The organism is Nonomuraea sp. LPB2021202275-12-8 (genome assembly GCF_037044575.1).
In the GTDB taxonomy this organism is placed as follows: domain Bacteria; phylum Actinomycetota; class Actinomycetes; order Streptosporangiales; family Streptosporangiaceae; genus Nonomuraea.
In genome coordinates this window covers 753648-776982 of record NZ_JBAHWD010000001.1, presented here as the reverse complement: position 1 = coordinate 776982, position 23335 = coordinate 753648, and the positions used below count along the sequence as shown (strand labels likewise).

Genomic DNA, 23335 nt, shown 5'->3' with positions numbered 1-23335 from the left:
CACCCTCCTGCAAGGGGGTCGGATACCGCAACCGGTTGCAAAAAGTATCGAGGTGGGGTCGGGAGAACGTCAAGCCGCGCCGGTCCCGGCCGCCGGGTAACCGGTGCTCATACAAACGGATATGGTGGCTTTTGACGGTATGCGTGGCGTGATCGCTCGTCCATTGACAGAGATACAAGCGCTTGCATTAATGTACAGGGCATGCTCGGAGGCCAAGCGTGGCGGTGACGATTCGTGACGTGGCGGAGGCGTCAGGCGTGCACGTCTCCACGGTGTCACGCGCATTCTCCGCACCCCATCTGGTCAACCCCGTGACGCGCACCAGGGTGCTCGCCATCGCCGAGGACCTCGGCTACCGGCCCAACCGGGCCGCGCGGGCGCTGACGACCGGGCGCACCCACAACATCGGCCTCATCGTGGCCGACATCGCCAACCCCTTCTTCCCGCCCCTCATCAAGGCCGCCCAGGCGCAGGCCAGGATGCGTGACTACCACGTGTTCGTGGCCGACACCGACGAGGACCCGCAGGTGGAGGAGGAGCTGATCCAGACCCTCACCAAGCAGGTCGACGGCGTGCTGCTGTGCAGCCCCCGGCTGACCAACAGGACCATCGAGCGCCTGCGCGAAGAGATCCCCTTCGTCGTGGTGAACCGCAGGGTCAAGGGCATGCCCACGGTGCTGATGGACGTGGGACGCGGCGTCAGGCTCGCCGTCGAGCACCTCACCGGCCTCGGCCACCGCAGGCTCGCGCTCGTCACCGGCCCCAGCGGCTCGTGGACCAGCAAGGAGATGCAGGCCGCGGCCGCCGCGATGAACGAGGCCGACGTCACCTTCCTCGGTCCCAACCCGCCCACGGAGCAGGGTGGGCTGGCCGCCGTCACCGACGTGATCGCCTCCGGCGCGACGGCGGTGCTCGCCTACAACGACCTGGTCGCCATCGGGCTCATCGAAGGGCTCGCCGAGCGCGGCATCGACGTGCCGGGCGACATCAGCGTGATCGGCGTCGACGACATCGTGCCCGGCCGGCTGAGCCGCCCCAAACTCACCACCATCGCGATGCCTACGGCCGCAGCCGGGCGAATCGCCGTGGACCTGCTGCTCCAGTCGGTCGACTCCGAGTCGACCAGCGGCGTTACGGTGCTGGAGACGAGCCTGATCGTCCGCGAGTCAACGGGGGAGACCCATTCATGATCTTCGGAACGCTCCCATCGGGGGAGCCCGTCGAGCGCCACGTCCTGTCATCCGGGCGGCTGCGCGCCTCGGTGCTCAGCTACGGCGCGATTCTGCAAACGCTTGAGGTGTCGGGCGTCAACGTCGTGCTCAGCCTGCCGACGCTGGAGGACTACCTCACCCGCAGCCGCTACTTCGGCGCGGTCGTCGGCAGATACGGCAACCGCATCGCGGGTGGCCGCTTCACCCTCGACGGCGTCGAATACCGGTTGCCGGCCAACAACGGACCCAGCAGCCTCCACGGCGGCATCGAGGGCTTCGACAAGAGGGTCTGGACGGTCTCCGGCGTCACCGACTCGTCCGTGACGCTCACGCTGACCAGCCCCGACGGCGACCAGGGCTATCCCGGCACGCTGACCGCCTCGGTCACCTACACGCTGGCCGACAACGCCATCCGCCTGGACTACACCGCCGAGACCGACGCGCCGACGGTCCTCAACCTCACCAACCACTCCTACTTCAACCTGGCCGGCGGGGGCGACGTGCTCGGCCACGTGGTGCGGATCGACGCGGAGCACTACCTCCCGGTGGACGACCACAAGATCCCCACCGGCGAGCCGGCCCCCGTCAAGGGCACCCCGTTCGACTTCATCACCCCCCACGCCGTGGGCGCCAGGATCGACGGCGCCTACGACCACTGCTTCGTGCTGGACGGCGACATCAGCGTGGTCGAGCCGGTCAGCGGCCGCACCATGCGGGTGACGACCATCGAGCCCGGGGTGCAGTTCTACGCGGGCGGCATGCTCGACGGCGAGACCACCTCCTACGGGCCGCACGCCGGGCTCTGCCTGGAGACCCAGCACTTCCCGGACTCGCCCAACCAGCCGCAGTTCCCCTCGACCGTGCTCAGGCCGGGGGAGCGCTTCACCTCCACCACCACCTACGCGTTCACGGGCTGATCATCCGGGCGGGCATCGCCCTGAGCACCAGCAGCGCCACGTCGTCTCTGGACGGGTGCGCGGCGAAGGAGTCGACCGCCTGCCGCACCCGCTCGGCGACGGCGTTGGCGCTCAGCCCGATACAGCCCGACAGCAGGTGCGCCAGGCCGTCGTCGTCATCCAGCAGCCGCTTGCCGTCCCGGCGCTCGGTGACGCCGTCGGTGACGCAGAGCAGCACCTCCTCGGGAGCCAGCTCGAACGTCTCCACGTAGAAACGGGCGTCGGCCTCGATGCCCAGCAGCAGCTGAGGCTTGGCCATCACCTCCACCTTGCCGTCGGGGCGCAGCCGCAGCGGCGGCACGTGACCGGCGGAGGCGATCGTGCACAGCGCCCCGCCCTGCGGCAGCGGGGTCAGCTCGCCGCAGAGCAGGCTGAGGAAGCGGCTGTCGTCGCCATCCTCCAGCAGCGTCTGGTTGAGCCGGTCCAGGATGTCGGCCACCGTGTAGTTCTCCTTGGCCAGCAGCCGGACGGCATGGCGGGCCAGCCCGGTGACCGCGGCCGCCTCCGGGCCGCTGCCGCACACGTCGCCCAGCGCGAAGCACCAGTGGTCGGCCACGGTGAACAGGTCGTAGAAGTCACCACCGACGTCGGCCCCCTCCTCGGCGGGCCGGTAGATGACCGCGGACTCCAGGCCGGGCATCGGCGCCACCCGCATGGGCAGCAGGCTGCGCTGGAGGACCCGCGACGTGGTCGCCTGCCGGGCGTAGAGCATGGCGGTGTGCAGGTTGAGGGCGACCAGGCGGCACAGGTCGGCCAGCAGGTCGGCCAGCTCCAGCGGCAACGTCGGCTCGGCCCGCCCGATCACCAGCGCGCCGTGCGACTTGCCCTGCGTCAGCAGCGGGAACGCCAGCACCGTCTCCTGGCCGACGGGCCAGGTGACCTCGCTCAGCGGTGAGCGCGGGATGGCGGGCAGCGACTTGCGCAGCTCGGCGTTGTGCCGCTCCTCGCTGTGCCACACGTGGGCGAGCCTGGTCATGCCCGCCAGGTCGGTCAGGTAGACCGCCGCCCAGGTGGCGATCTTCGGCACCACGAGCTGCGCGGCCAGGGCGGCGAGGAGTTCCTCGTCGTGCACGCCCGCCAGCAGCTCGCCCGCCTCGGCGAGGAAGGAGAGCCTGCCCCGGTGGGCTCGCTCCTGCTCGGCCAGCCGCTCGCGCTGCACCGTGACCGCCACCTGGTCGGCGATGTGCCGCAGGCTGACCGTCAGGTCCTGCTCGAAGCGGGTGGGCTGGGCGGCGGTCACCGCCAGATGGCCCACGACCTCGCCCGCCACCAGGAGCGGGGCGCACGCCAGCGACCTCGCCTCCAGCCGCTGGGCGAGCTCGACGTCCACGGCGAGCAGGTCGTCCACCAGGGCCGGGGTCTTGCGGTCGGGGTCGAACACGCCCGCCGCCAGCACGCCCACCAGCCCGGCCGTGGCGCCCGCGCCGGCCGCCACGCCGAACCGGTTGCAGCCGTCGGCCCGCAGCAGCACGTAGGCGGCGTCGCCCCCGCTGGACAGCTGGACGATCTGCGCGATGGTGTCGAGCAGCTCGGTGAGCGGCCTGTCCTCGTCGAGCAGGTCCTTGATCCGCCTGCCCGCCTCCCGCCTGTACGGCGCGGGCGGCGAGGCCAGGACGAACCCGTGCTCGCTGCCGGCCACCATCCAGATCGACCGCCGGTGCTCGGCCCGACCATCGGTGCGCAGGTGGGAGACGTAGACGGGCATCAACCTGCCGTCGCGATGGCGCATCCGCGCCTCCCCGCGCCAGCGGCTCAGGCCGAGCGTGTCGGTCAGCGACAGCGCGTACGGCCCGTGCCCGCGCCAGGCGACCAGCTCCTCCAGCGGCCGGCCGACGGCCTGCGCCGCCGTCCAGCCGAGCAGGGACTCGGCGTCGGAGTTCCACGAGACGACGCGCTGGTCGGCGTCGGCCACCACGACCGCGACGTGCAGCCCGTCGACGGGCGGGCGGGGCGCCGGGAGCGACGGCGGCGAGGGCACCTCGTGCGCGTCGGCGAACTCCATGCGCACCCAGACCCGCTTGGCCGTCCTGGTGTAGGTGACCCCCCAGGCGTCGGCCAGCATGCCGGCCAGCGCCAGTCCGCGGCCGGAGGTGGACATGGGGTCCGCGGGCGGCGGCTCGCCGTCGAGGATCTGACGGGTCGGGTGGTGGTCGTCGACCTCGATCTCGAGTTTGGGCGGAGCGGCGTCGGCGTCCAGGCGGCACGTCAGCTCGATGTCGGTGCCCGCGTGGACCACCGCGTTGGTGACGAGCTCGCTGGTCAGCAGCACGGCGTCCTCGGCCAGATGGCTCAGGCGCCACTCGCCGAGCACCTGGCGGACGAATCGGCGCGCTGCCGCCGGAGCATGCGGCGTGCCGTCGAAGGCGGTGCTCGACTCCCGGGTCGTGTCCACTCAACGTCCTAGAACATCACTCGATGTGGCAGTTCGGTCACTCTCAGAGTGGCAGACTGAGAGCCTCTCATACCTCCAGTTATGAAGAAGGCCCCTCATGGTCGCCAGGTTGAGCTCCCCGTCTGCGACTGGAACGCTCCGCGAATCGGACCTGCGCCCCTGCTGATGGGCCTGCAGCAACTGCGTGACGGCAACTTCCGCCAGTGCCTGGAGGCGCCGGCGGATCCGTTCCTGGAAGCAGCGAGATCGCCAGACTGCTCGGCGGCGAGCTGCACGCCAGCAGCCGGCCCGGCCTGGGCAGCACGTTCACGCTGTACGTGCCCGCCAGGTGCCTCACCTCCACCGTCACGGCCGAGCCGGACGAGCAGCGGGCCGAGACACATAGTCCGAGGCGCCGCAGGAGATCGTCTTCTCCCGGTCACCGGGCATGGCCTTGGCCGTCAGCGCGATGATCGGCAGTTCGGCGAACCTGGGCATCTCCCGCACGGCGCGGAGGGTCTCGTAGCCGTCCATCTCCGGCATCATCACGTCCATCAGCACCAGCGCGATCTTCTCCGCGCGCTCCAGCATCTCGATCCCCTCCCTGCCGTTCTCCGCGTAGACCACCTCCGCGCCGAGCCGGCCGAGCACGTGCGTGAGCGCGTAGACATTGCGGATGTCGTCGTCCACGATGAGCACCGCCTGCCGGAGAAGGCCGCGCCGACCGGCCCGTCCCGCAGCTCGGAGAGCCTGGCCGCCGAGTGCCAGAGGTCGTCGCCCGGTTCCGCGGTGGGCCATGCGGCGTGGTGCTGCACGGGTGTGCTCGCCGAGTTCTCCGAACGGCTCGGCGCCGTGCATGCCCGCCTCGACGGCCTGACCGGCTCCTGCAACGGCGATGCCGAGCTCCGGAAGGCCATCGAGGAGCTGGCCGAGAGGGTGGCGGAGATACGGCGGTCCTTCGACACGATCCGCCTCTGACGGGAGACGTACGGGAGACGTACGGGCGATATTGGGGCGACATTGCCGGTGACCGGCGCGTCCCGGTGCTTTCGCGGGGGTCTCCGACGTACCTTTGGCATCATGGCCACCCGTACGCCGAAAAGCGCATCGAAGGGGCCGGCGAAGCGGTCGCCCTCGTCCCGCTCGACCCCCGCGAAGCGGGGAGCCACGTCGGCGGGGCGGCCCAGGGCGAAGGGGGCTGCGCCGGCACGTAAGCCGTCGATGACCCACCAGGACCCGATCAGCTGGGTCTTCACCATGATCGGCAAGCTCATCGTCGGGCTGTGGATGCTGCTCGCCAACGGCATCGGCAGCACCGCCAGGGCGCTCGGCAAGAACGCCCGCGAGCTCGACCCGGCGCACCGGCGCGACGGCGTCGGCCTGGCCGTGCTGGCCGGCGCGATCGTGCTGGCGGCGATGACCTGGCGCGACACCGGGAGCGGGGTCTCCGACGCCGTCAACACCGTCCTGCACGCCGTGTTCGGCTCGCTGGCGTGGGCGCTCCCGCTGCTGCTCGGCCTGCTGGCCTGGCGCTACCTGCGCCACCCCGACCAGAACGCCGACACCGGCCGGATGGTGATCGGGTGGAGCGCGCTGCTCGTCGGCGTCCTCGGCGTCATCCACGTCGCCAACGGCACCCCCTATCCGGCCGGCGACGCCAGCAACACGATGGACAGGGTGTCGCAGGCGGGTGGTCTCGTCGGGTTCATCGTGTCGGCGCCGCCGATGAGCATCCTGCCGCAGTGGATCACGATTCCGCTGCTGCTGCTCCTGTCGGGATTCGGCATTCTGGTGATCACCGCCACGCCCGTGCACCGCATCCCCGAGCGGCTGGGCGAGCTCAAGCACATGCTGCTCGAGCGGAACACGCCCGACGGCACGTCCCCCCAGCAGCCCAGGAAGCGCGCCAAGCCGAAGAAGACCGGCCCGGAGCCCGGCGACCTGGTCAAGCCGTACGACACGCCGGTGCTGGCCGACGACGACCCCAAGAACGCCAAGCGCGAGGGCCACTCGCCGGAGATCGTGCCGGGGCTGGTGGACGAGGAGGAGCCCGCTCCGGTCAAGAAGGAGCCGCCGCACCCCACCCCCGCGCCCCGCAAGGTCGAGCAGCTCGTGCTCTCGCCGCAGACGGGCCCGTACCTCCTGCCCGACCTGCAGTTCCTCAAGCCGGGCAGCCTGCCCAAGCCGCAGACCAAGGCCAACACCACCGTGGTGAACGCGCTGACCAGCGTGCTGGAGCAGTTCACCATCGACGCGCAGGTGATCGGCTTCACCCGCGGGCCGACCGTGACGCGCTACGAGATCGAGCTGGGCCCGGCCGTGAAGGTGGAGAAGGTCACCGCCCTCACCAAGAACATCGCCTATGCCGTTAAATCCGCGGATGTCAGAATCCTGTCGCCGATCCCCGGCAAGTCGGCGATCGGGGTGGAGATCCCGAACGCGGACAAGGACCTGGTGGCGCTCGGCGACGTCCTCAGAGCCCAGGTGGCGCAGGCCGACCACCACCCGATGATCGTCGGGCTGGGCAAGGACGTCGAGGGCCGCACCATCGTCGCGAACCTCGCCAAGATGCCCCACCTGCTGATCGCGGGAGCCACCGGCGCGGGCAAGTCCGTCTGCGTCAACGGGCTCATCACCTCGATCCTCATGCGCGCCACGCCCGACGAGGTGCGCATGGTGCTGGTCGACCCCAAGCGCGTGGAGCTCTCGGTCTACGAGGGCATCCCCCACCTGATCACGCCGATCATCACCAACCCGAAGAAGGCCGCCGAGGCCCTCGAATGGGTCGTGGGCGAGATGGACAGGCGCTACGACGACCTGGCCGCCAGCGGCTTCAGGCACGTCGACGAGTTCAACGCCGCCGTGCGGGCCGGCAAGCTGCAGCCGCCGCCGGGCAGCGAGCGCGTCTACCAGCCCTACCCCTACCTGCTGGTGATCGTCGACGAGCTGGCCGACCTCATGATGGTCGCCCCCCGCGACGTCGAGGACTCCATCGTCCGCATCACCCAGCTCGCCCGCGCGGCCGGCATCCACCTCGTCATCGCCACCCAGCGGCCCTCCGTCGACGTGGTCACCGGCCTGATCAAGGCGAACGTGCCGTCCCGGCTGGCGTTCGCGGTCTCCTCGCTGACCGACTCCCGCGTCATCCTCGACCAGCCCGGCGCCGACAAGCTGGTCGGCCAGGGCGACGCGCTGTTCCTGCCGATGGGGGCCAGCAAGCCGATCCGCATCCAGAACGCGTTCGTCTCGGAGAAGGAGATCGCCGGGATCGTCGCGCACTGCAAGACGCAGATGCAGGCCGAATACCGCGACGACGTGGCCGCGGCACCGGTCAAGCGGGAGATCGACGATGACATCGGCGACGACCTCGACCTGGTGATCCAGGCCGCGGAGCTGATCGTGACCACCCAGTTCGGCTCGACCTCGATGCTGCAGCGCAAGCTGCGCGTCGGCTTCGCCAAGGCGGGGCGGCTGATGGACCTGCTCGAGAGCCGCAACGTGGTCGGTCCCAGCGAGGGTTCGAAGGCTCGCGAGGTGCTGGTGAAGCCCGACGACCTCCCGGGTTTGCTGGCCGACCTGCGTGGCGAATGACCCCAATGCACTCCTCCCCGGAGCTTACTGGTTGAATATGAACCACTACGCTACGTCGTGGTGGGGGAGGCGTTTGCTGTGGAGGAGCAGAGCACTGGGGCCATGCTGGCGGCAGCCAGGCAGTCGGCGGGGCTGACGGTCGCGCAGTTGAGCGCGACCACGCGCATCCGGGAGGCGATCATCAACGCCATCGAGCGTGACGACCTCTCGCAGTTCGAGGGCGACTTCTACACCAGGGGGCATGTCAGGGCCATCGCCAAGGCCGTGAGGCTCGATCCGGACGAGGTCATCCATCTCTACGACCAGGAGCACGGGGGCGCTCCCGTGCCGGTCCGGGCCGCGGCGGTGTTCCAGGCCGACCGCGCGCTCCGGCTGGGCGAGCGGCGCGGCCCGAGCTGGACGATGGCGCTGGGCGTCGCGGTGGCCGTGGTGGTGGTCTTCGGCGTCGTGAGGGTCATGGGCGGCGCCTCCGACCAGGTGCGGACGGCGGGCGTGCGGCACGCCACGGGAGCGCCCAGCGTGCCGCCCAACTCGCCGTTCACCGAGGAGCCGCGCCGCTCGCCGCCCAAGGCCCAGGCCATCGCCAAGGAGGACCTGGTCGTGGTGAAGGTCAAGGCCAAGCGCGCCTCCTACCTCAACGTCCGCGACGCCAAGGGGCGCAAGATGTTCGCCGGCACGTTGCAGGCGGGCAGGAGCTCGACCTGGCGTACGGCGTTGAAGATGAATCTGCTCATCGGCGACGGCGGTGCGGTGTCGTTGCAGGTCAACGGCAAGAACCTGGGTCCGGCGGGCCGCAGCGGCGAGATGGTGAAGCGCTCTTTCGGCCCCGCCAAGTCACGAGCCCGGTAGCCCGTGCAGCGGGTGGTGGCCAACTCCCGATACCGTAGTGTTCACCATGTCATCCCGCCGAACCGCATCGCTGATCACTCTGGGCTGCGCGCGCAACGAGGTCGACTCCGAGGAGCTGGCCGCGCGACTCGAGGCTGCCGGCTGGCAGCTGGGCGACGACGACCCAGACGTCGTCGTCGTCAACACGTGTGGCTTCATCGACTCGGCGAAGAAGGATTCCATCGACACGCTGCTGGCCGCCGCCGACTCCGGAGCCAAGGTGGTCGCCGCGGGTTGCATGGCCGAGCGCTACGGCAACGAGCTCGCCGACGCGCTGCCAGAGGCCAGTGCGGTCATCTCCTTCGACGACTACGCCGACATCGGTGGCCGCCTGGACGACGTTGTCGCCGGGCGGCCGCTCACACCCCACACGCCGCGTGATCGCCGCACCCTGCTGCCCATCTCACCTGTGGAGCGCGCCGCCGCACCCAGGTCCAACATCCCCGGCCACGGCGACCTGCCCGACGGGCTGGCGCCCGCCAGCGGCCCTCGCGTGCTGCGCAAGCGGCTCGACGAGAGCCCGGTGGCCTCGCTCAAGCTGGCCTCCGGCTGCGACCGGCGCTGCACCTTCTGCGCCATCCCGGCCTTCCGCGGGGCGTACGTCTCCCGAGACCCCGACGATCTGGTGGCCGAGGCCGACTGGCTGGCCCATCGCGGCGTCCGCGAGCTCGTCCTGGTCAGCGAGAACTCGACCTCCTACGGCAAGGACCTCGGTGACCTGAGGGCGCTGGAGAAGCTGCTGCCGAGGCTGGCCGCCGTCGAGGGCGTCAACCGGGTGCGAGCCAGCTACCTGCAGCCCGCCGAGCTGAGGCCGGGCCTTATCGACGTGCTGGCCGGCACCGAGGGCATCGCCCCCTACTTCGACCTGTCCTTCCAGCATGCCAGCGGCCCCGTGCTGCGCAGGATGCGGCGCTTCGGCGACCCCGACCGCTTCCTCGGGCTGCTGGAGTCGATCCGCGAGCGGGCCCCTGAGGCGGGCGTGCGCTCCAACTTCATCGTGGGTTTCCCCGGGGAGACCGAGTCTGAGTTCGGCGAGCTGGTCGGCTTCCTGGAGCAGGCCAGGCTGGACGTGATCGGTGTGTTCGGCTATTCGGACGAGGACGGCACCGAGGCGGCCGGCTTCGACGGCAAGCTCGACCAGGAGGTCGTCGACGAGCGCGTGCGCGTGCTCACCGAGCTGGCCGAGGAGCTCAGCGCACAGCGCGCGGAGGAGCGGATCGGCACGGAGGTCGACGTGCTCATCGACGACGACCTGGGTGACGGCGGCTACGAGGGCCGGGCCGCCCACCAGGGGCCGGAGGTCGACGGTTCCGTCACCGTGCAGGGCATAGGCCTGGTCAGAGGCCAGATCGTGCGGGCCGTCGTGGTCGACGCCGAGGGGGTTGACCTGATCGCACGAATCAAGGCCGTTCCATGACCAGGGACGAGCGCCGCGTGGTGAGCCCGTGGAACATCGCCAACGTCCTCACGGTTCTCAGGTTGGCGCTCGTCCCCTTCTTCGTCGTCTGCCTCTTCCTGCCGGGCACCGGCTGGAGGCTGGCCGCGCTGGCGGTGTTCGCCGTGGCGTCTTTCACCGACCACCTCGACGGCGAGCTGGCCAGACGCTACGGGCTCATCACCGATTTCGGCAAGATCGCCGATCCGATCGCCGACAAGGCCCTCACCGGCGCCGCGCTGGTGTGCCTCTCCCTGCTGGAGGAGCTGCCGTGGTGGGTGACGGTCGCGATCCTCGGCCGCGAGCTGGGCATCACGCTGCTCAGGCTGGTGCTCATCAGGCGCGCGGTCATCCCGGCCAGCTATGGCGGCAAGGTCAAGACCGTCCTGCAGATCGCCGCGATCGTCCTCTACATCCTGCCCGGCGTGCCCGACCCGCTGCGCTGGGTGGCGATGGGCGCCGCCCTGGTCGTCACCGTGGCGACGGGCGTCGACTATGTCGTGCGGGCGTTCCAGCTGCGCAAGGTGGCCAGGCGAGCACGCGGGGAGTGAGCGGATGACGCAGGTCGCGGAGGTTCTGACGATGCTGGTCCGGCAGCGGGCCACGCTCGCCGTGGCCGAATCGCTGACAGGCGGGCTCATCGGCGCGACGATCACCTCCGTTTCCGGGGCGTCCAAGGCGTTCAGGGGCGGCGTCGTCTCCTACGCCACCGATCTGAAGCAGGCGCTGCTCGCCGTGCCCGAGGACCTGCTCCTGCGCGAGGGGGCGGTGCATCCCGACGTGGCGGCGGCGATGGCGGCCGGGGTCGCGCGGCTCTGCGACGCGACGTACGGGCTGGCCGTGACGGGAGTCGCGGGGCCGGAGCCGCAGGACGGCCGGCCGGTCGGGACCGTCTTCGTGGCCGTGAGCGGTCCAGGTGGTGAGATACACCAGCGACGGCTGAGCCTTCAGGGGTCGCGCGAACGTATCAGGGTAGAGACGGTGGACGAGGCACTCGATCTACTAGCAAGTGTGGTGAAGGCCAACAAAGGGGAACATTCCGGATGATTACCGTGTTACGTCCCGAGCGAACATGCGAAGCACGGTCTGACGCGGTGTCGGTGGATACGGGTACGGTGGAGCTGTGAGTGAGGTCCGTGAGCCAACTGCAAGCAGCAAGCGCCCGGCAGGCGGGCCTGATGAGTCACGCGATGTGCCACGAGATGAGCCACGTGCGGCGGGCCAGGGGCGGAGACGCCCGATGATGACGGCGAGGAGCATGTACGAAGCGAAGAAGAACAACGGGCGGCACGATCCGATCGCGCGGGGCGTGGTGAAGACATCCACGCCGGGGAGGGAGCGACAGATGATTCTGCTGCGTCAGCTGCTCGGCGACGTGCTGAGACGGCTGCGGGTGCGGCAGGGACGCACACTGCGAGAGGTGTCCACACTGGCGCGCGTCTCGCTGGGCTACCTGTCGGAAGTCGAGCGTGGCCAGAAGGAAGCGTCTTCCGAGCTGCTCGCATCCATCTGTGGTGCGCTTGGTGTGCCGCTGTCGCAGGTGTTGCGTGAGGTTTCCGACCAGTTCGCGCTGGCGGAGCTCCAGGCTGCCCCTGTGCTTGCCGAAGCGCCGGAGCACGAGCGTCTTCCCCTTGCCGAGTCGGTGCCCGGAGGCATCTCCGACACCGTTTTCCCCGAAGTCAAGGACATGGTGGCCGCCTAGCCAGGTTGGCAGCCACCGCACCACAGGATCAGCCGCTCCTGTGGCTGCGCCCCCATCTCCCCTCGGCTGATGCGGGTGCCGCATCGACGACAGGGTCTGCCCGCCCTGCCGTAGACCCAGGTCTGGTTGGCCGGTCTGCGGTCACCTGTGGTCACCGTGCCCGCATGATGCTTGTTGGCGTCCAGCAGCCGCCGCGCGAGCGTGACCACTCCCTCCAGGTCCTCGATGTCCCCGACTCTGCGCCACGGCCAGATCCCGCGCAGAAACAGCGTCTCCGCGCGGTAGATGGTGCCGATCCCGGCCAGGTTGCGCTGGTCCAGCAGTGCCGCCCCGATCGGCGTGTCCGGATCCCGGAGCAGCCGCCGTACGGCTTCGGCCGGATCCCAGTCGGGCCCCAGCAGATCCGGCCCGAGGTGGCCGACGACGCCGCCCTCGTCGGCCGTCTTCAGCAGGTCCACCATTCCCAGGCGCACGCCGACGGCCTGCCACTGCTCGTTGGCCAGGATCAGCCGCACCTGATCGCCTCCCCGCGCGGTGCGCCGTCCGGCGGGCATGACCAGCCAGCTTCCGTCCATGCGCAGATGGGTGTGCACGGTCAGGCCGCCCTCGACCCGCGTCAGCAGGTGCTTGCCGCGTGACACCGTCTCCAGCACGGTCCGGCCCGTGAGGTCGGCGGTGGCGTGCCTGGGCACCCGGAAGTCCGATCGGGCCAGCGCCTGGCCGTCCAGCGCCCCTCGCAGGCGTGCGGCGGTGCGGTAGACGGCATCTCCTTCGGGCATGCCACCAGTCTAGGAAGGACCGGGGCGAAGGAGACGATCGTGCCGGTCGCCCCTGATGCCGTACGGGGTCAGTCCCAGGCGGCGGGGTCGGCGGCGAGCTGGCGGACGCGGTCGGGAAGGTTGCCGTTGGCCACCTGCTCCAGGGTGACCTCCTCCAGGATGCCGCGCTCGGTGGCGCGCAGGGCGATCCACACCTGCTGCAGTGACTCCGCCGGACCCCGGTAGCCGACGTGTTCGGGACGCTCGCCGCGGACGTTGGCCAGGGGGCCGTCCACGGCTCTGATGACGTCGGCGAGCGAGATGTCGGCGGCGGGCCTGGCCAGGACGTAGCCGCCCTCAGGGCCGCGCTGACCTCGTACGAGACCGGCCCGGCGCATCTGCAAAAGAATGTTTTCCAGGTATTTGGGCGGCATGTCCTGCTCTTTGGCGAGCTCGCCCACGGTAGTCGGGCCGGCACCGGCTGCGGCGAGTTCGGCGGCGGCGCGGAGGGCGTAGTCGACACGAGCGGATAGGCGCATGTTCTCGATTATCCCTCCTGGTCAACACTGGTTAGGCGCAAGGTCGTCAGAACGGGCAGATGATCGGAGTACGGGACCCTCGGGGCCTGCGCGGATAGCGCGGTAAGGCCCTTGGTGATCAGTACGTGGTCGATCCGTTCGGTCGGAGCGTCGGCGGGCGAGGTGGGCGGGTCGCCGAGCGCGATCAGCGGGTCGGAGAGTCCCGCCGACAACAGCACGTCCATGGCGGGGTCGCCGGGACGGATGTTCAGGTCACCGGCGAGGATCACCGGTCTGACGACCCCTGACGAGCTGGAGGACAGGTCCGCCTCGGCCGCGTCCTTGCCCGCCGCGAGGTCGCGGACGATGGACGCCACCTCGGGGGCCTGCCCGCCGGGGGCCTGCAGGTGCGTGTTGACGATCCCCAGCTCCTTGCCGCCCACGTCCAGGACGATGGCCTGGGCCTGCGCGCCCGTGGGGTAGTCGTGCTCGCCGAGCCGGTGGGAGTGCACCTGGCGGACCGGCAGGTTGGTGAGCAGCGCGTCGCCCCAGACGCTGTCGGCCGCCGGCGCGAAGTAGTGGCGCATGCCCAGCCCGCGGGCGATCCGGGCCAGGTCGTCGTGGCCGCCGTTGAGCAGCCAGCCGCGGTCCACCTCGCTGAGCAGGACCACGTCGGGCCGCTGGGCGCCGGCCCAGGCCGCGATGTCGTCGAGCGAGAGCCGCCCGTCCAGGCCGAATCCCATCCGGATGTTGTAGGTGATCAACGTGACCGTGTCGCCCTGCTTCGCCTGTACGGCGGGCACCGGTCGCCAGGTCGACACCAGCACCAGGGGCGCGAGCACGACGGTCGCTCCCAGGATCACCCATCCGGCCCGCGACGTCCGCTCCAGCTCCTGCGGGTGGCGGAAGGGCACGACTGCCACGGCCGCGACCAGCACCGATACCGCGATGGGCACGAACCGCTGGGGGAAGCCGAGGTCCAGGTCGTAGGCGGCGTAGTAGGCGAAGGTGGCGACGAGGAAGACGAGCCCGCCGGCGAGCACGCCGAGCCCCGGCCGCCCGATGCGCCTGTCCGGCTGGGCGGCCGCGGCGAGCAGGGGGCCGAGCAAGAGGATCCCCAGGGCACTGGGGGCCGCCGACGCGGTGAATCCCGACGAAGGCGTCATCAGGATCGCCGTAGAGCACACGAGCATGATGCCCGAGGCGACTTGGCGGAGCCATGAGGGCTGCGGCTGGAGCGCGTGCCCGGCCGCCGCGAGGACGCAGAGCACCATCAACGCGGCGCTCGCTGCGGTCCACACCAGCGACTCGGGTCCTTCGGCCGCCTTCGTCCAGGAGGTGGCGGCCATCCCCACCAGCAGCAGGCTCGGTCCGAACAGGAACCAGACGCGGGCCGGAGCCAGGCCGGCCGGGTCGTCAGGCGCGGGGGGCAGCCGGACCAGGGCCAGGAACGCGGTGCAGAGGGTGAGCGCGGCGAGCCACGGGAACACCCCGGGACGCCAGACCAGATCCACCCCGTCGAGCAGCAGGTGGACGAGCACCGAGAACGCCAGGCCGCTCATGATCCCCCCGGGCACGGCCTGGCGGGGCAGCGTCCGCGCGCACCCGTACAGGAAGATCAGGCCCGCCGTCACCCCCGCCGACGCGACGTACAGTTGCCCGATTCCCGCCTGCAGGAGCACCCGTGCCAGCACCAGCCCCACCGCCCCGCCGAGCAGCGCCCAGCGCGGCTTGAGCGCCACGGCCAGGAACGGCAGCGCGAACCAGGCGGCGGCGTACAGTCCCATCAGCTCCGGCGGCGTGGACCCGGCGCGCCCGAACAGGGTGATCAGCGACGGCAGGAACACGCGCAGCACGTCGAAGAGGAGCAGGACGCCGAGCGCGAGCATGACGACCGGGCCGCGGGGGATGGTCATGAGTCATCCTCGCGTTCGCTCGCACTGGTCAGCAAGGGTGAGAGCGCTAAACTTCCAGGAAGCCTTTTCGATAAGACGGTGGGATTCAGCGTGGAGCGACGCCCTGGTGTGCCCAGACTGCTAAGGGAGATCAACGACCGGGCCGCGCTGGACCTGTTGCTGGCCACCGGGCCCATGACGCGCGGCCAGATCGGCGACCTGACCGGGCTGTCCAAGGTGACCGCGTCCCAGACGCTGGCCAGGCTGGAAGGGCGCGGGCTGGTCGAGGTCGTCGGCGCGCAGGCGGGCGGGCGCGGGCCCAACGCGGCGCTCTACTCCGTCATCGCCTCCAGCGCGTACGTGGCCGGGCTCGAGGTCGGGCCGGACCTGATCTCCACGGCGATCGCCGACATCCACGGCCACACGGTCGCCGAGATCACCGTCGACCCCAACGGGCATGACGACCCGGTGCCCGCGGTGCACGACGCGATCATGAAGGCCTGCCGCACCGCGAAGGTGAGCGCGGCCAAGCTGCGGGGCGTGGTCATCGGGACGCCGGGCGTGGTCGATCCGCGCAGCGGCGACGTGCGCTTCTCCTTCGACCTGCCCGGCTGGCACGAGGGCATCCACGAGGCGCTGGCGGGCGACCTCAAGCGCGAGGTGACGATCGAGAACGACGTCAACCTCGCCGCCATCGCCGAGCGGGCCGGCGGGGCCGCCAAGGGATGCGACGACTTCGTGCTGCTGTGGTCCAGCCGCGGCCTGGGCATGGCGGTCATGCTGGGCGGCAGGCTGCACCGGGGCCGCTCGGGCAGCGCGGGCGAGATCGGCTACCTGCCCGTGCCCGGCGTGCCGCTGCCGGAGGACATCCGCACCTCGCCCGGCCGGCTGCCCTCGCTGGCGGGCGGGCTGCAGTCGCTGGTCAGCGCCGAGGCGGTGGCCGAGCTCGCGCAGGGTTACGGGTTCGCGGCCGACAGCGCCGGGCAGGCCGTCCAGGTCGCGGTGGCGGCCGGGGCCGGTGGCGAGCCGCTGCTCGACGAGATCGCCTCCCGGCTCGCCCTGGGCGTGGCCGCGGTCTGCGTGATCCTCGACCCGGGCCTGGTGGTGCTCGCCGGCGAGGTGGGGCACGCCGGGGGCGACGCCCTCACCTCCCGCGTCGAGGAGGCCGTGGCCAGGATCTGCCCGGTGCGCCCGCAGGTGGTCACCACCGCGGTGACCGACCCCAACCCGGTGCTGCGTGGCGCCGTGCTGGCCGCGCTCGACAGGGCCCGCGAGGAACTGCTCACCTCCTGAAGAGCTCGACCGCCGCCTGGGCGTTCGGCCGGGCCGCGCCGTAGGTGGCGATGTGGGCGGCGCAGGCCGGCCGCCAGATCGGCAGCCCCATCTCGATCACCGTGGCGTCCGGGCGGGCGGCCACCAGCGCCGAGACCAGCTCGCGGCTGCCGGCGTGGCGGTGCGCGTCCTTGACGACCACGACCAGTGAGCGGTCCCTGGCCTTGGCCAGGATCCCGGGCACGTCGGCGGCGGCGGGCGTCACGCGCAGGATCTCGGCCTCCGGCAGCCAGGGCCCGACGCCCCACGGCACGTCGCCCACCGCGATCGTCGGGGGCGTGTCCACCTCGATGACCAGCGGTTCAACCAGAGGGGCGGGCTCGCCGGTGAGCCGCACCGCGCGGCGGGCGGCATGCAGGCCGACCCCGTTCTGCTCGGCGAGCACGCGGGCCGGTGAGCCGAACCAGCCGCGCAGCGCGTCCACCCTGTCGGCGGCCTCCTCCAGCCTGGACAGCGGCAGCCTGCCGTCGCCCACGGCGGCCACGATGCCGTCGATGATCTGCCGTACGTCGTCCTGGGTGGGCAGCGGCCCGAGGCAGAGCAGGTCGGTCCCGGCGGCCAGCGACAGGACCGCGCCGCCCGCCAGGCCGACGCTCTCGGTGATCGCCTGCATGTCCAGCGCGTCGGACACCACCACACCGTCGTAACCGAGCTCGCCCCTGAGGAGCTCGGTGAGCGCGGCCCTGGACAGGGTCGCGGGCGTGTCTCCGGTCAGGACCGGCACCGCCACATGCGCGGTCATGATCGACTTGGTCCCGGCCTCGATCGCGGCCCTGAACGGTGCCAGCTCCCGCGTACGCAGCAGCTCCGGCGTGACGTCCACGACCGGCACGGCCACGTGCGAGTCGACGTGGGTGGCGCCGTGGCCGGGGAAGTGCTTGACGCAGGCGGCCACGTTCACCGACTGCAGGCCCTGTACGGCGGCGACGGTGTGCCGTGAGACCAGCGCCGCCTCGCTGCCGAACGCCCTGGTGCCGATCACCGGGTTGTCCGCCTCGGAGTTGACGTCGGCGTCCGGCGCCATGTCCAGGTTCACGCCGCAGGCGGCCAGCTCCGAGCCGATGGCCCGGTAGACCTGGCGGGTGAGCTCCACGTCGTCCACGGCGCCGAGCGCCGCGTTGCCGGGATACGGGCTGCCGACGTGATAGGCCAGGCGAGTGACGTCGCCGCCCTCCTCGTCGAGCGAGACGACGGGCTCGCCCGCGGCCCCGCGCAACTCCGCGGTGAGCGACTTCAGCTGCTCGGCATCGGCGACGTTGAAGCCGAAGAGCGTGACGCCGCCCAGGCCGTGCTCGAGCTCGCGCAGCACCCAGCCGGGCGCCGTGGTGCCCTGGAAGGCGGCGAGCAACGTGCCGGCCGCGAGGCGGCGCAGCCCCCGATCACTTCGACTCATGGCTCCTCATCGGAAAAAGGCAGGGTCAGATACGGCACGCGGGTGCGGGCCGTACGAGAGCCGTGTCGATCAGCCCTTCACGGCGCCGGCCATCAGGCCGGTCACCATGCGGCGCTGGACTATCAGGAAGAAGATGACGACCGGGATGGTCATCATCGTGGAGCTGGCCATGATGGCCCCCCAGTCGGTGCCCTTCTGCCCGAAGAAGTACTGCAGGGCCACGGGCATGGTGTAGCCGGACGACTCGCTCATCAGCACCAGGGCGAAGATCAGCTCGTTCCACGCGGTGATGAACGAGAAGATGCTCGTCGCCACCAGGCCGGGAGCGACCAGCGGGAAGAGCACCCGCCAGAACGTGGTGAGCCGCGAGGCGCCGTCGATCCAGGCCGCCTCCTCCAGAGACTTGGGCACCGCGGCGACGAACGTGCGCAGCATCCAGATGCCGAACGGCAGCGTCAGGCCGACGTTGACCAGGATCAGGCCGGCGAGCTGATCGGCGAGGCCGAGGTCGATGACCCTGAGGAACAGCGGGATGAGCAGCGCCTCGGCCGGGATCATCTGCGCGACCAGCAGCAGCATCAGGAACGCGGTGCGCCCCTTGAACCGGAAACGGGCCACCGCCGTCGCCGCCAGCAGCGAGAACACCGCCCCGACGAGCACCGTGCCCAGCGCCACGATCGCGCTGTTGCGCATGTAGACCCAGATGGAGTTGCCCGCCACGCCTTCGGTCAGCACCCGCTCGACGTGCTCGAAGGTGAAGTGCGTGGGGAACGGGATGAACTCGGTGGTGAAGATCTGGTCGTTGGCCTTGAACGCGGTCGAGACCATCCAGTAGACGGGGAAGATCGCGAACACGAACACCAGGATGCCGATCGCGTTCAGCACGGCCTTGCGCAGCCGTTTGCGCGCCAGCGGGGTCATCACATGTCCTCCTGCTTGACCAGCTGCCGGACGTACACGGCCGTGACCACGAGCAGGATCACGGTCAGCACCAGGGCGATCGCGGCTCCGGAGCCCATCTTGGGCGGCGGCCTGAACGCCTCGGCGTAGGAGTACATCGACAGGTTGAACGCCTCACGGTTGGCCGGGCCGCCCATGAGCACGTACAGCTGGCTGAAGACCTTGAAGTCCCAGATGATCGACAGCACCGTGAGCACCGCGAAGACCGGCCTGAGCAGCGGCAGGGTGATCTTCCTGAACGTCCGCCAGGCGGACGCGCCGTCCACCCGGGCGGCCTCGTACAGCTCGGACGGGATTCCCTTGAGGCCGGCCAGCACCGACACCGCGATGAACGGGAAGCTCGCCCACACCACCGTGATGATCAGCACCAGGTAGATGGACCAGGCGTCGTTGAGCCATGGTTCGCCGGTCCAGTCCGAGCGGCCGAACAGCAGGGTGGACAGCCAGTTGGGCAGCAGGTTCAGCGCCCAGTTGATGATCCCGGCCTCGGCGTCGAACAGCCACTTCCAGATGACGCCCTGCGCGACCGGTGGCACGGCCCAGGCGAACATGATGCCGACGATCACCAGCGTGGACATCTTCTTGCCCAGCTTGTTGAGCAGCACGCCCACTGCGGTGCCGACGACCAGCGTCAGCGTGACCGTGAGGACGGCGAAGACGACGGTGTTGCGCAGCGCGGTCCAGAAGATCTCGTTGTCGAAGATCCGGGTGAAGTTCTCGGTGCCGATCCACTCGGCGGGCTTGCGGCCGCTGATCTGCGGCAGTCCCACCTTCTGGAAGGCGATGATCGCGACCTGGACCATCGGGTAGAGCAGCAGCGCCCCGATGACCAGCAGGCCGGGGATCAGCAGCACGTACGGGATGGACCAGACCGGCAGGCCTCCGGCCTTGGCCGGACGCCCGGAGCGGCGGCGGCCCGGGGAGGAGGGGCCGCCTCCGCCCCGGGTGAGCGTTGACGTGTCGGTCATGAGTCGTCAGGACTGGTTGAGGATGTCTTCGAGCTCGGTGTTGGCCTTGCCCAGCGCCTCGTCGACTGTGGCCTTGCCCTCGATGACCTGGCGTGCCGCGTTCTGCAGCACGGCCTTGGTCTCGTTGGCCTCGGTCCAGTTCGGGTCCGCCGGGAAGGCCTTGGCCTTGGCGAAGGCGGCCGCGAACGGCGCCTGCGCCGGGTCCTCTGCCAGCTTGGCCAGCGCGTCCGAGTAGACCGGGAGCAGGCCGCCGTCGGTGGCGTACTTGACGCCCCACTCCTTGCCGGAGGCGAGCTTCACGAACTCCTTGGCCGCGTCCATCTCCTTGGCGGTGCCCCACACGGCGATGTCGTTGCCGCCGAGGAAGGCCTGCGCCTCTCCGCCGTCCTTGGCCGGGAGCGGGAAGAAGGCGAGCTTGTCACCCTTGAGCTTGCCCTTGCTGTCCTCTTCGATGCCCGCCAGGTCCCAGGAGGCGGTGAGGTACATGCCGACCTTGTTGTTGGCGAAGCGGGTGCGGATCTCCGTGGTGTTCTGGTTGAGCCGCGACTTGCTGGACAGGCCGTCGGTGACCAGGGCGGTGTACTGCTCGAAACCGGCCTTGAAGCCGGGGTCGGTCAGCTTGCCGGTCCACTTGTCGCCCTCCTTGACGGCGTACTCGCCGCCGGCGGTCCAGGCCAGGGAGCCCAGCAGGTGGTTGGCGTCGGAGCCGCCGTTGAAGGCGAAGCCGTCGACGTCCTTGCCCTTCTCCGCCTGGATCTTCTTGGCCGCGGCCATGAGCTCGTCCCAGGTCTTCGGGACCTCGAGCTTGAGCTCCTTGAACCAGTCGGCGCGGTAGAGGACGGCGCGGCTGCCGCCGCCCCAAGGCACGGCGTAGGTCTCGCCGTCGATCGTCTCCAGGCCCATCAGGTTCTTGGGGATCTGGGCCTGGTCGCCGGCGCCCACGATGTCGGTGATCGGCGCGAGGGCCTCCTGGCTCTGCCAGAGCGGAACCTGGTCGTTGCCGATCTCGGTCACGTCGGGGCCGGTGCCGCCGGCCGCCGCGGCGGTGAACTTGTCGTTCACCTGGGGCCAGGGGATCCACTCGACCTTCACCTTGGCGCCGGTCTGCTGCTCGTAAGCGGCAACCAGCTCGTCGGTGTACTTCTGGGCGGCGGGGTTGCTGTCGCCCAGGCGCCAGAAGGTGAGCTCCTTGCCCGCGTACTTGGGGCCGCTCGCCGCGGCGGTGGCCGCCTGGCTGGGCTCCGCAGGGGTCTCGCCGCCGCCACAGGCGGCCAGGCCCAGGGCCAGGGCGGCCGTGGTGACCGTAGTGGCTGTGATCTTCGCGATCCTCACAGGGTTCTCCCTTCCCGGGTGCTGGCCTAGGGTCCGCACCAGGCTGATCGTCATTTGCCTAACGAGTGGTGTTAAACTAACAAGAAACTTTCTTAAAAGAAACGCTCGTTAGCCGATCGTGACGAGAGGGGCGCGTCGATGAGCCGGAGCCCGGGGACCCCGCGGCTGCTGAGGCGGTTGAACGACCGCACCGCACTGGAGCTCCTGCTCCACGACGGCCCGCTGACCCGTGCCGAGCTGGGGGAGCGGACCGGGCTGTCGAAGGTCACCGCAGGTCAGCTGCTGGCCAGGCTCGAAGACCGTGGGCTGGTGGAGGTCGCGGGGGAGCGCGCCGGCGGCAGGGGGCCGCACGCCGCCCTCTACGGCGTGGTCCCGTCCAGCGCCTACGTCGCCGGGGTGGAGGTGCTGCCCGACAGCCTCACCGTCGGTGTGGCCGACATCACAGGCAAGACGGTGGTCGAGGTCACGGTCAATCCGGCCGACGCCCGCGACCCGGTCAAGACGGTGCAGGACGCGGTGCAGCGGGCGTGCTCCTCGGCCAGCGTGAGCCTGTCCCAGCTGCGCGCGTTCGTGATCGGCACCAGGGGCGTGGTCGACCCCCGCACCGGCGACGTGCGCTTCTCGCTCGACCTGCCGTCCTGGCATGTCGGCGTGCTGGCCAGCCTCCGCCAGACCCTCGGCGCCTCCGTCACCATCGAGAACGACGTCAACCTGGTCGCGCTCGCCGAGCACCGCTACGGCGCGGCGGTCGGGGTCGACGACTTCGTGGTCATGTGGGCCGGTGTCGGCCAGGGGCTCGGCGTCATGCTCGGCGGCAGGCTCTATCGCGGCATGAGCGGAGGTGCCGGCGAGATCGGCTGGCTGCCGGTGCCGGGCGAGCCGCTGCCCGACGACGTCAGCCGCCCCAACTCCGGCTCCTTCCAGCGGCTGGTCAACCACGACGCGCTCCGCGGCCTGGCCGACCGGCACGGCGTGACCGGCGCCGGCGTGCCCGACCTGGTGCGCAACGGCAGCGACGGATACCTGGACGCGGTGGCGGCGCGGCTGGCGGTGGGGGTGGCGGCGGTGGCCGTCGTGCTCGACCCAGGACTGATCGTGCTCAGCGGCGACATCGGCAGGGCGGGCGGCGAGCGGCTGGCCGCCAAGGTGCAGGAAGCCGTGGCGCACGTCTGCCCGACCCGGCCGAGCGTGGTCACCACCGGGGTGGCGGGCAACCCGGTGCTGCGAGGCGCCCTGGTGGCGGCTCTGGAGCAGGCCCGCGAGCAGGTCTTCTCCGACACTGTGTGAGAATCACTGCCCATGTGGCAGCCATCGAGCGACATCGTGCTCATCTCCGACACCCGCGTGGTGGGGATCCCGGTGCGGGAGAACGACGAGCCCCTGGCCGACGTGCGCGGGCGCCTGCGCGTGGACGAGCGCCTGGCCGACGCGGCCGGCGCGTACGCGCACCTGCGGTCGGGCCTGCTCGCGCGGCTGGAGCGGGCCGAGCGGCTGCTCCCCGACGGCTTCCACCTGCTGATCGTGGAGGGCTACCGGCCGATCAGCACGCAGCGCCGCTACTTCGAGGAGTACCGGGACCAGCTCCAGGCCACCTTCCCCGAGATGTCGCCCAGCGAGGCATATGTCGCGGCAAGTAGGTATGTGTCCCCCGTGGAGGTGGCCCCGCACACCGCCGGAGCCGCCGTGGACCTGACCCTGTGCGCCTCCGACGGCACCGAGTACGACATGGGCACCCAGGTCAACGACAACCCCGAGGACAGCGACGGCGCCTGCTACACCCAGGCCCCGCACATCACCGCGGACGCCCGTGCCCACCGCAAGATCCTCGCCGCCGCACTGGAGCCGGCCGGCCTGGTCAACTACCCCACCGAGTGGTGGCACTGGTCCTACGGCGACCGCTACTGGGCGCTCGCCACCGGGCAGCCGGCCGCCTGCTACGGCCCGGTCGAACTGCCGGCCTGAACGCGGCGGTTCCGCAGGGCGGCATACGGGCACAAACCTGTACGGAGGCTCCTGGACTTCCCT

The 23335-nt window shown here is 70.6% G+C and carries 20 protein-coding genes and 1 pseudogene; 12 read left to right on the top strand and 9 right to left on the bottom strand.

The window, feature by feature from the left end; all coding sequences use genetic code 11:
- The first annotated feature begins 218 nt into the window (after positions 1–218).
- Both V5E28_RS03650 and V5E28_RS03645 read left to right on the top strand, forming a co-directional pair.
- Positions 219–1190: a LacI family DNA-binding transcriptional regulator gene (locus tag V5E28_RS03650; RefSeq protein ID WP_336204872.1), complete on the top strand. Its 972-nt coding sequence runs from the start codon at positions 219–221 to the stop codon at positions 1188–1190.
- Positions 1187–2128 carry an aldose epimerase family protein gene (locus tag V5E28_RS03645; protein WP_336204871.1) on the top strand — a complete coding sequence of 314 codons (942 nt, stop codon included), beginning with the start codon at positions 1187–1189 and terminating at the stop codon, positions 2126–2128. The genes V5E28_RS03650 and V5E28_RS03645 overlap by 4 nt, the downstream gene beginning before the upstream one ends.
- Here the strand turns inward: V5E28_RS03645 and V5E28_RS03640 are convergent.
- Positions 2118–4559: a SpoIIE family protein phosphatase gene (locus tag V5E28_RS03640; protein ID WP_336204870.1), complete on the bottom strand. Its 2442-nt coding sequence runs from the start codon at positions 4557–4559 to the stop codon at positions 2118–2120. The genes V5E28_RS03645 and V5E28_RS03640 overlap by 11 nt on opposite strands.
- Positions 4560–4904: 345 nt before the next feature.
- Positions 4905–5243: pseudogene (locus V5E28_RS03635) on the bottom strand (response regulator); the annotation flags it as partial.
- Between the two features lie 84 nt (positions 5244–5327).
- Here V5E28_RS03635 and V5E28_RS03630 point away from each other — a divergent pair.
- The 7 genes from V5E28_RS03630 to V5E28_RS03600 all read left to right on the top strand — a co-directional run bounded on the left by V5E28_RS03630 (position 5328) and on the right by V5E28_RS03600 (position 12154).
- On the top strand, positions 5328–5516 hold the full coding sequence (locus V5E28_RS03630) for a hypothetical protein (RefSeq protein WP_336204920.1): 189 nt from the start codon (positions 5328–5330) through the stop codon (positions 5514–5516).
- Between the two features lie 102 nt (positions 5517–5618).
- Positions 5619–8129, top strand: coding sequence for a DNA translocase FtsK (locus V5E28_RS03625; protein ID WP_336204869.1), 2511 nt, complete (start codon positions 5619–5621; stop codon positions 8127–8129).
- 60 nt (positions 8130–8189) lie between these two features.
- Positions 8190–8978 carry a helix-turn-helix domain-containing protein gene (locus tag V5E28_RS03620; protein WP_336204868.1) on the top strand — a complete coding sequence of 263 codons (789 nt, stop codon included), beginning with the start codon at positions 8190–8192 and terminating at the stop codon, positions 8976–8978.
- Between the two features lie 46 nt (positions 8979–9024).
- Positions 9025–10434, top strand: coding sequence for a 30S ribosomal protein S12 methylthiotransferase RimO (rimO, locus tag V5E28_RS03615; protein ID WP_336204867.1), 1410 nt, complete (start codon positions 9025–9027; stop codon positions 10432–10434).
- Positions 10431–11003, top strand: a complete 573-nt coding sequence (gene pgsA / locus V5E28_RS03610) for a CDP-diacylglycerol--glycerol-3-phosphate 3-phosphatidyltransferase (RefSeq protein ID WP_336204866.1) — start codon at positions 10431–10433, stop codon at positions 11001–11003. Before rimO ends, pgsA begins: the two co-directional genes overlap by 4 nt.
- Positions 11004–11007: 4 nt before the next feature.
- Positions 11008–11499, top strand: a complete 492-nt coding sequence (locus V5E28_RS03605) for a CinA family protein (RefSeq protein ID WP_336204865.1) — start codon at positions 11008–11010, stop codon at positions 11497–11499.
- Between the two features lie 298 nt (positions 11500–11797).
- Complete coding sequence (locus V5E28_RS03600; RefSeq protein ID WP_336204919.1) at positions 11798–12154, top strand: helix-turn-helix domain-containing protein; 357 nt, start codon at positions 11798–11800, stop codon at positions 12152–12154.
- On the opposite strand, the gene V5E28_RS03595 is transcribed toward V5E28_RS03600, so the two are convergent.
- The 3 genes from V5E28_RS03595 to V5E28_RS03585 all read right to left on the bottom strand — a co-directional run bounded on the left by V5E28_RS03595 (position 12151) and on the right by V5E28_RS03585 (position 15346).
- Positions 12151–12933 carry a DNA-formamidopyrimidine glycosylase family protein gene (locus tag V5E28_RS03595; protein WP_336204864.1) on the bottom strand — a complete coding sequence of 261 codons (783 nt, stop codon included), beginning with the start codon at positions 12931–12933 and terminating at the stop codon, positions 12151–12153. The two genes, V5E28_RS03600 and V5E28_RS03595, sit on opposite strands and share 4 nt — an antisense overlap.
- A gap of 68 nt (positions 12934–13001) precedes the next feature.
- Entirely contained in the window at positions 13002–13451 is a 450-nt protein-coding gene (locus V5E28_RS03590; protein ID WP_336204862.1) for an RrF2 family transcriptional regulator, read from the bottom strand.
- An 8-nt stretch (positions 13452–13459) separates the two neighbouring features.
- Positions 13460–15346 carry an endonuclease/exonuclease/phosphatase family protein gene (locus V5E28_RS03585; RefSeq protein WP_336204861.1) on the bottom strand — a complete coding sequence of 629 codons (1887 nt, stop codon included), beginning with the start codon at positions 15344–15346 and terminating at the stop codon, positions 13460–13462.
- 90 nt (positions 15347–15436) lie between these two features.
- Between V5E28_RS03585 and V5E28_RS03580 the strand changes: the two genes are divergently transcribed.
- Positions 15437–16618, top strand: a complete 1182-nt coding sequence (locus V5E28_RS03580) for an ROK family transcriptional regulator (RefSeq protein ID WP_336204859.1) — start codon at positions 15437–15439, stop codon at positions 16616–16618.
- Here V5E28_RS03580 and V5E28_RS03575 read toward each other — a convergent pair.
- From V5E28_RS03575 to V5E28_RS03560, 4 genes are all read right to left on the bottom strand, one after another.
- A complete protein-coding gene (locus tag V5E28_RS03575; RefSeq protein WP_336204858.1) occupies positions 16608–18050 on the bottom strand; it encodes a glycoside hydrolase family 3 protein in 1443 nt (480 codons plus the stop codon). The two genes, V5E28_RS03580 and V5E28_RS03575, sit on opposite strands and share 11 nt — an antisense overlap.
- A 69-nt stretch (positions 18051–18119) precedes the next feature.
- Positions 18120–18971 (bottom strand): carbohydrate ABC transporter permease, encoded by an 852-nt coding sequence (locus V5E28_RS03570; protein WP_336204857.1) that lies wholly within the window; start codon positions 18969–18971, stop codon positions 18120–18122.
- Positions 18971–19978, bottom strand: coding sequence for a carbohydrate ABC transporter permease (locus V5E28_RS03565; protein WP_336204856.1), 1008 nt, complete (start codon positions 19976–19978; stop codon positions 18971–18973). The genes V5E28_RS03570 and V5E28_RS03565 overlap by 1 nt, the downstream gene beginning before the upstream one ends.
- Before the next feature lie 6 nt (positions 19979–19984).
- A complete protein-coding gene (locus V5E28_RS03560; protein WP_336204855.1) occupies positions 19985–21310 on the bottom strand; it encodes an extracellular solute-binding protein in 1326 nt (441 codons plus the stop codon).
- 138 nt (positions 21311–21448) lie between these two features.
- On the opposite strand from V5E28_RS03560, the gene V5E28_RS03555 reads away from it, so the two are divergent.
- Together V5E28_RS03555 and V5E28_RS03550 are read left to right on the top strand one after the other, a co-directional pair.
- Complete coding sequence (locus V5E28_RS03555) at positions 21449–22597, top strand: ROK family transcriptional regulator (protein ID WP_336204854.1); 1149 nt, start codon at positions 21449–21451, stop codon at positions 22595–22597.
- Between the two features lie 12 nt (positions 22598–22609).
- Complete coding sequence (locus tag V5E28_RS03550; RefSeq protein ID WP_336204853.1) at positions 22610–23272, top strand: M15 family metallopeptidase; 663 nt, start codon at positions 22610–22612, stop codon at positions 23270–23272.
- The last annotated feature ends 63 nt before the right edge of the window (positions 23273–23335 follow it).

Bases quoted from the DNA above. Each gene is read 5' to 3' on its own strand.
- V5E28_RS03600 (WP_336204919.1), top strand. From the start codon at position 11,798: ATGATTCTGCTGCGTCAGCTGCTCGGCGACGTGCTGAGACGGCTGCGG.
- V5E28_RS03605 (WP_336204865.1), top strand. From the start codon at position 11,008: ATGACGCAGGTCGCGGAGGTTCTGACGATGCTGGTCCGGCAGCGGGCC.
- V5E28_RS03625 (WP_336204869.1), top strand. From the start codon at position 5,619: ATGGCCACCCGTACGCCGAAAAGCGCATCGAAGGGGCCGGCGAAGCGG.
- V5E28_RS03645 (WP_336204871.1), top strand. From the start codon at position 1,187: ATGATCTTCGGAACGCTCCCATCGGGGGAGCCCGTCGAGCGCCACGTC.
- V5E28_RS03550 (WP_336204853.1), top strand. From the start codon at position 22,610: ATGTGGCAGCCATCGAGCGACATCGTGCTCATCTCCGACACCCGCGTG.
- V5E28_RS03585 (WP_336204861.1), bottom strand. From the start codon at position 15,346: ATGACCATCCCCCGCGGCCCGGTCGTCATGCTCGCGCTCGGCGTCCTG.
- V5E28_RS03570 (WP_336204857.1), bottom strand. From the start codon at position 18,971: ATGACCCCGCTGGCGCGCAAACGGCTGCGCAAGGCCGTGCTGAACGCG.
- V5E28_RS03590 (WP_336204862.1), bottom strand. From the start codon at position 13,451: ATGCGCCTATCCGCTCGTGTCGACTACGCCCTCCGCGCCGCCGCCGAA.
- V5E28_RS03565 (WP_336204856.1), bottom strand. From the start codon at position 19,978: ATGACCGACACGTCAACGCTCACCCGGGGCGGAGGCGGCCCCTCCTCC.
- V5E28_RS03575 (WP_336204858.1), bottom strand. From the start codon at position 18,050: ATGAGTCGAAGTGATCGGGGGCTGCGCCGCCTCGCGGCCGGCACGTTG.
- V5E28_RS03555 (WP_336204854.1), top strand. From the start codon at position 21,449: ATGAGCCGGAGCCCGGGGACCCCGCGGCTGCTGAGGCGGTTGAACGAC.
- pgsA (WP_336204866.1), top strand. From the start codon at position 10,431: ATGACCAGGGACGAGCGCCGCGTGGTGAGCCCGTGGAACATCGCCAAC.
- V5E28_RS03595 (WP_336204864.1), bottom strand. From the start codon at position 12,933: ATGCCCGAAGGAGATGCCGTCTACCGCACCGCCGCACGCCTGCGAGGG.
- rimO (WP_336204867.1), top strand. From the start codon at position 9,025: ATGTCATCCCGCCGAACCGCATCGCTGATCACTCTGGGCTGCGCGCGC.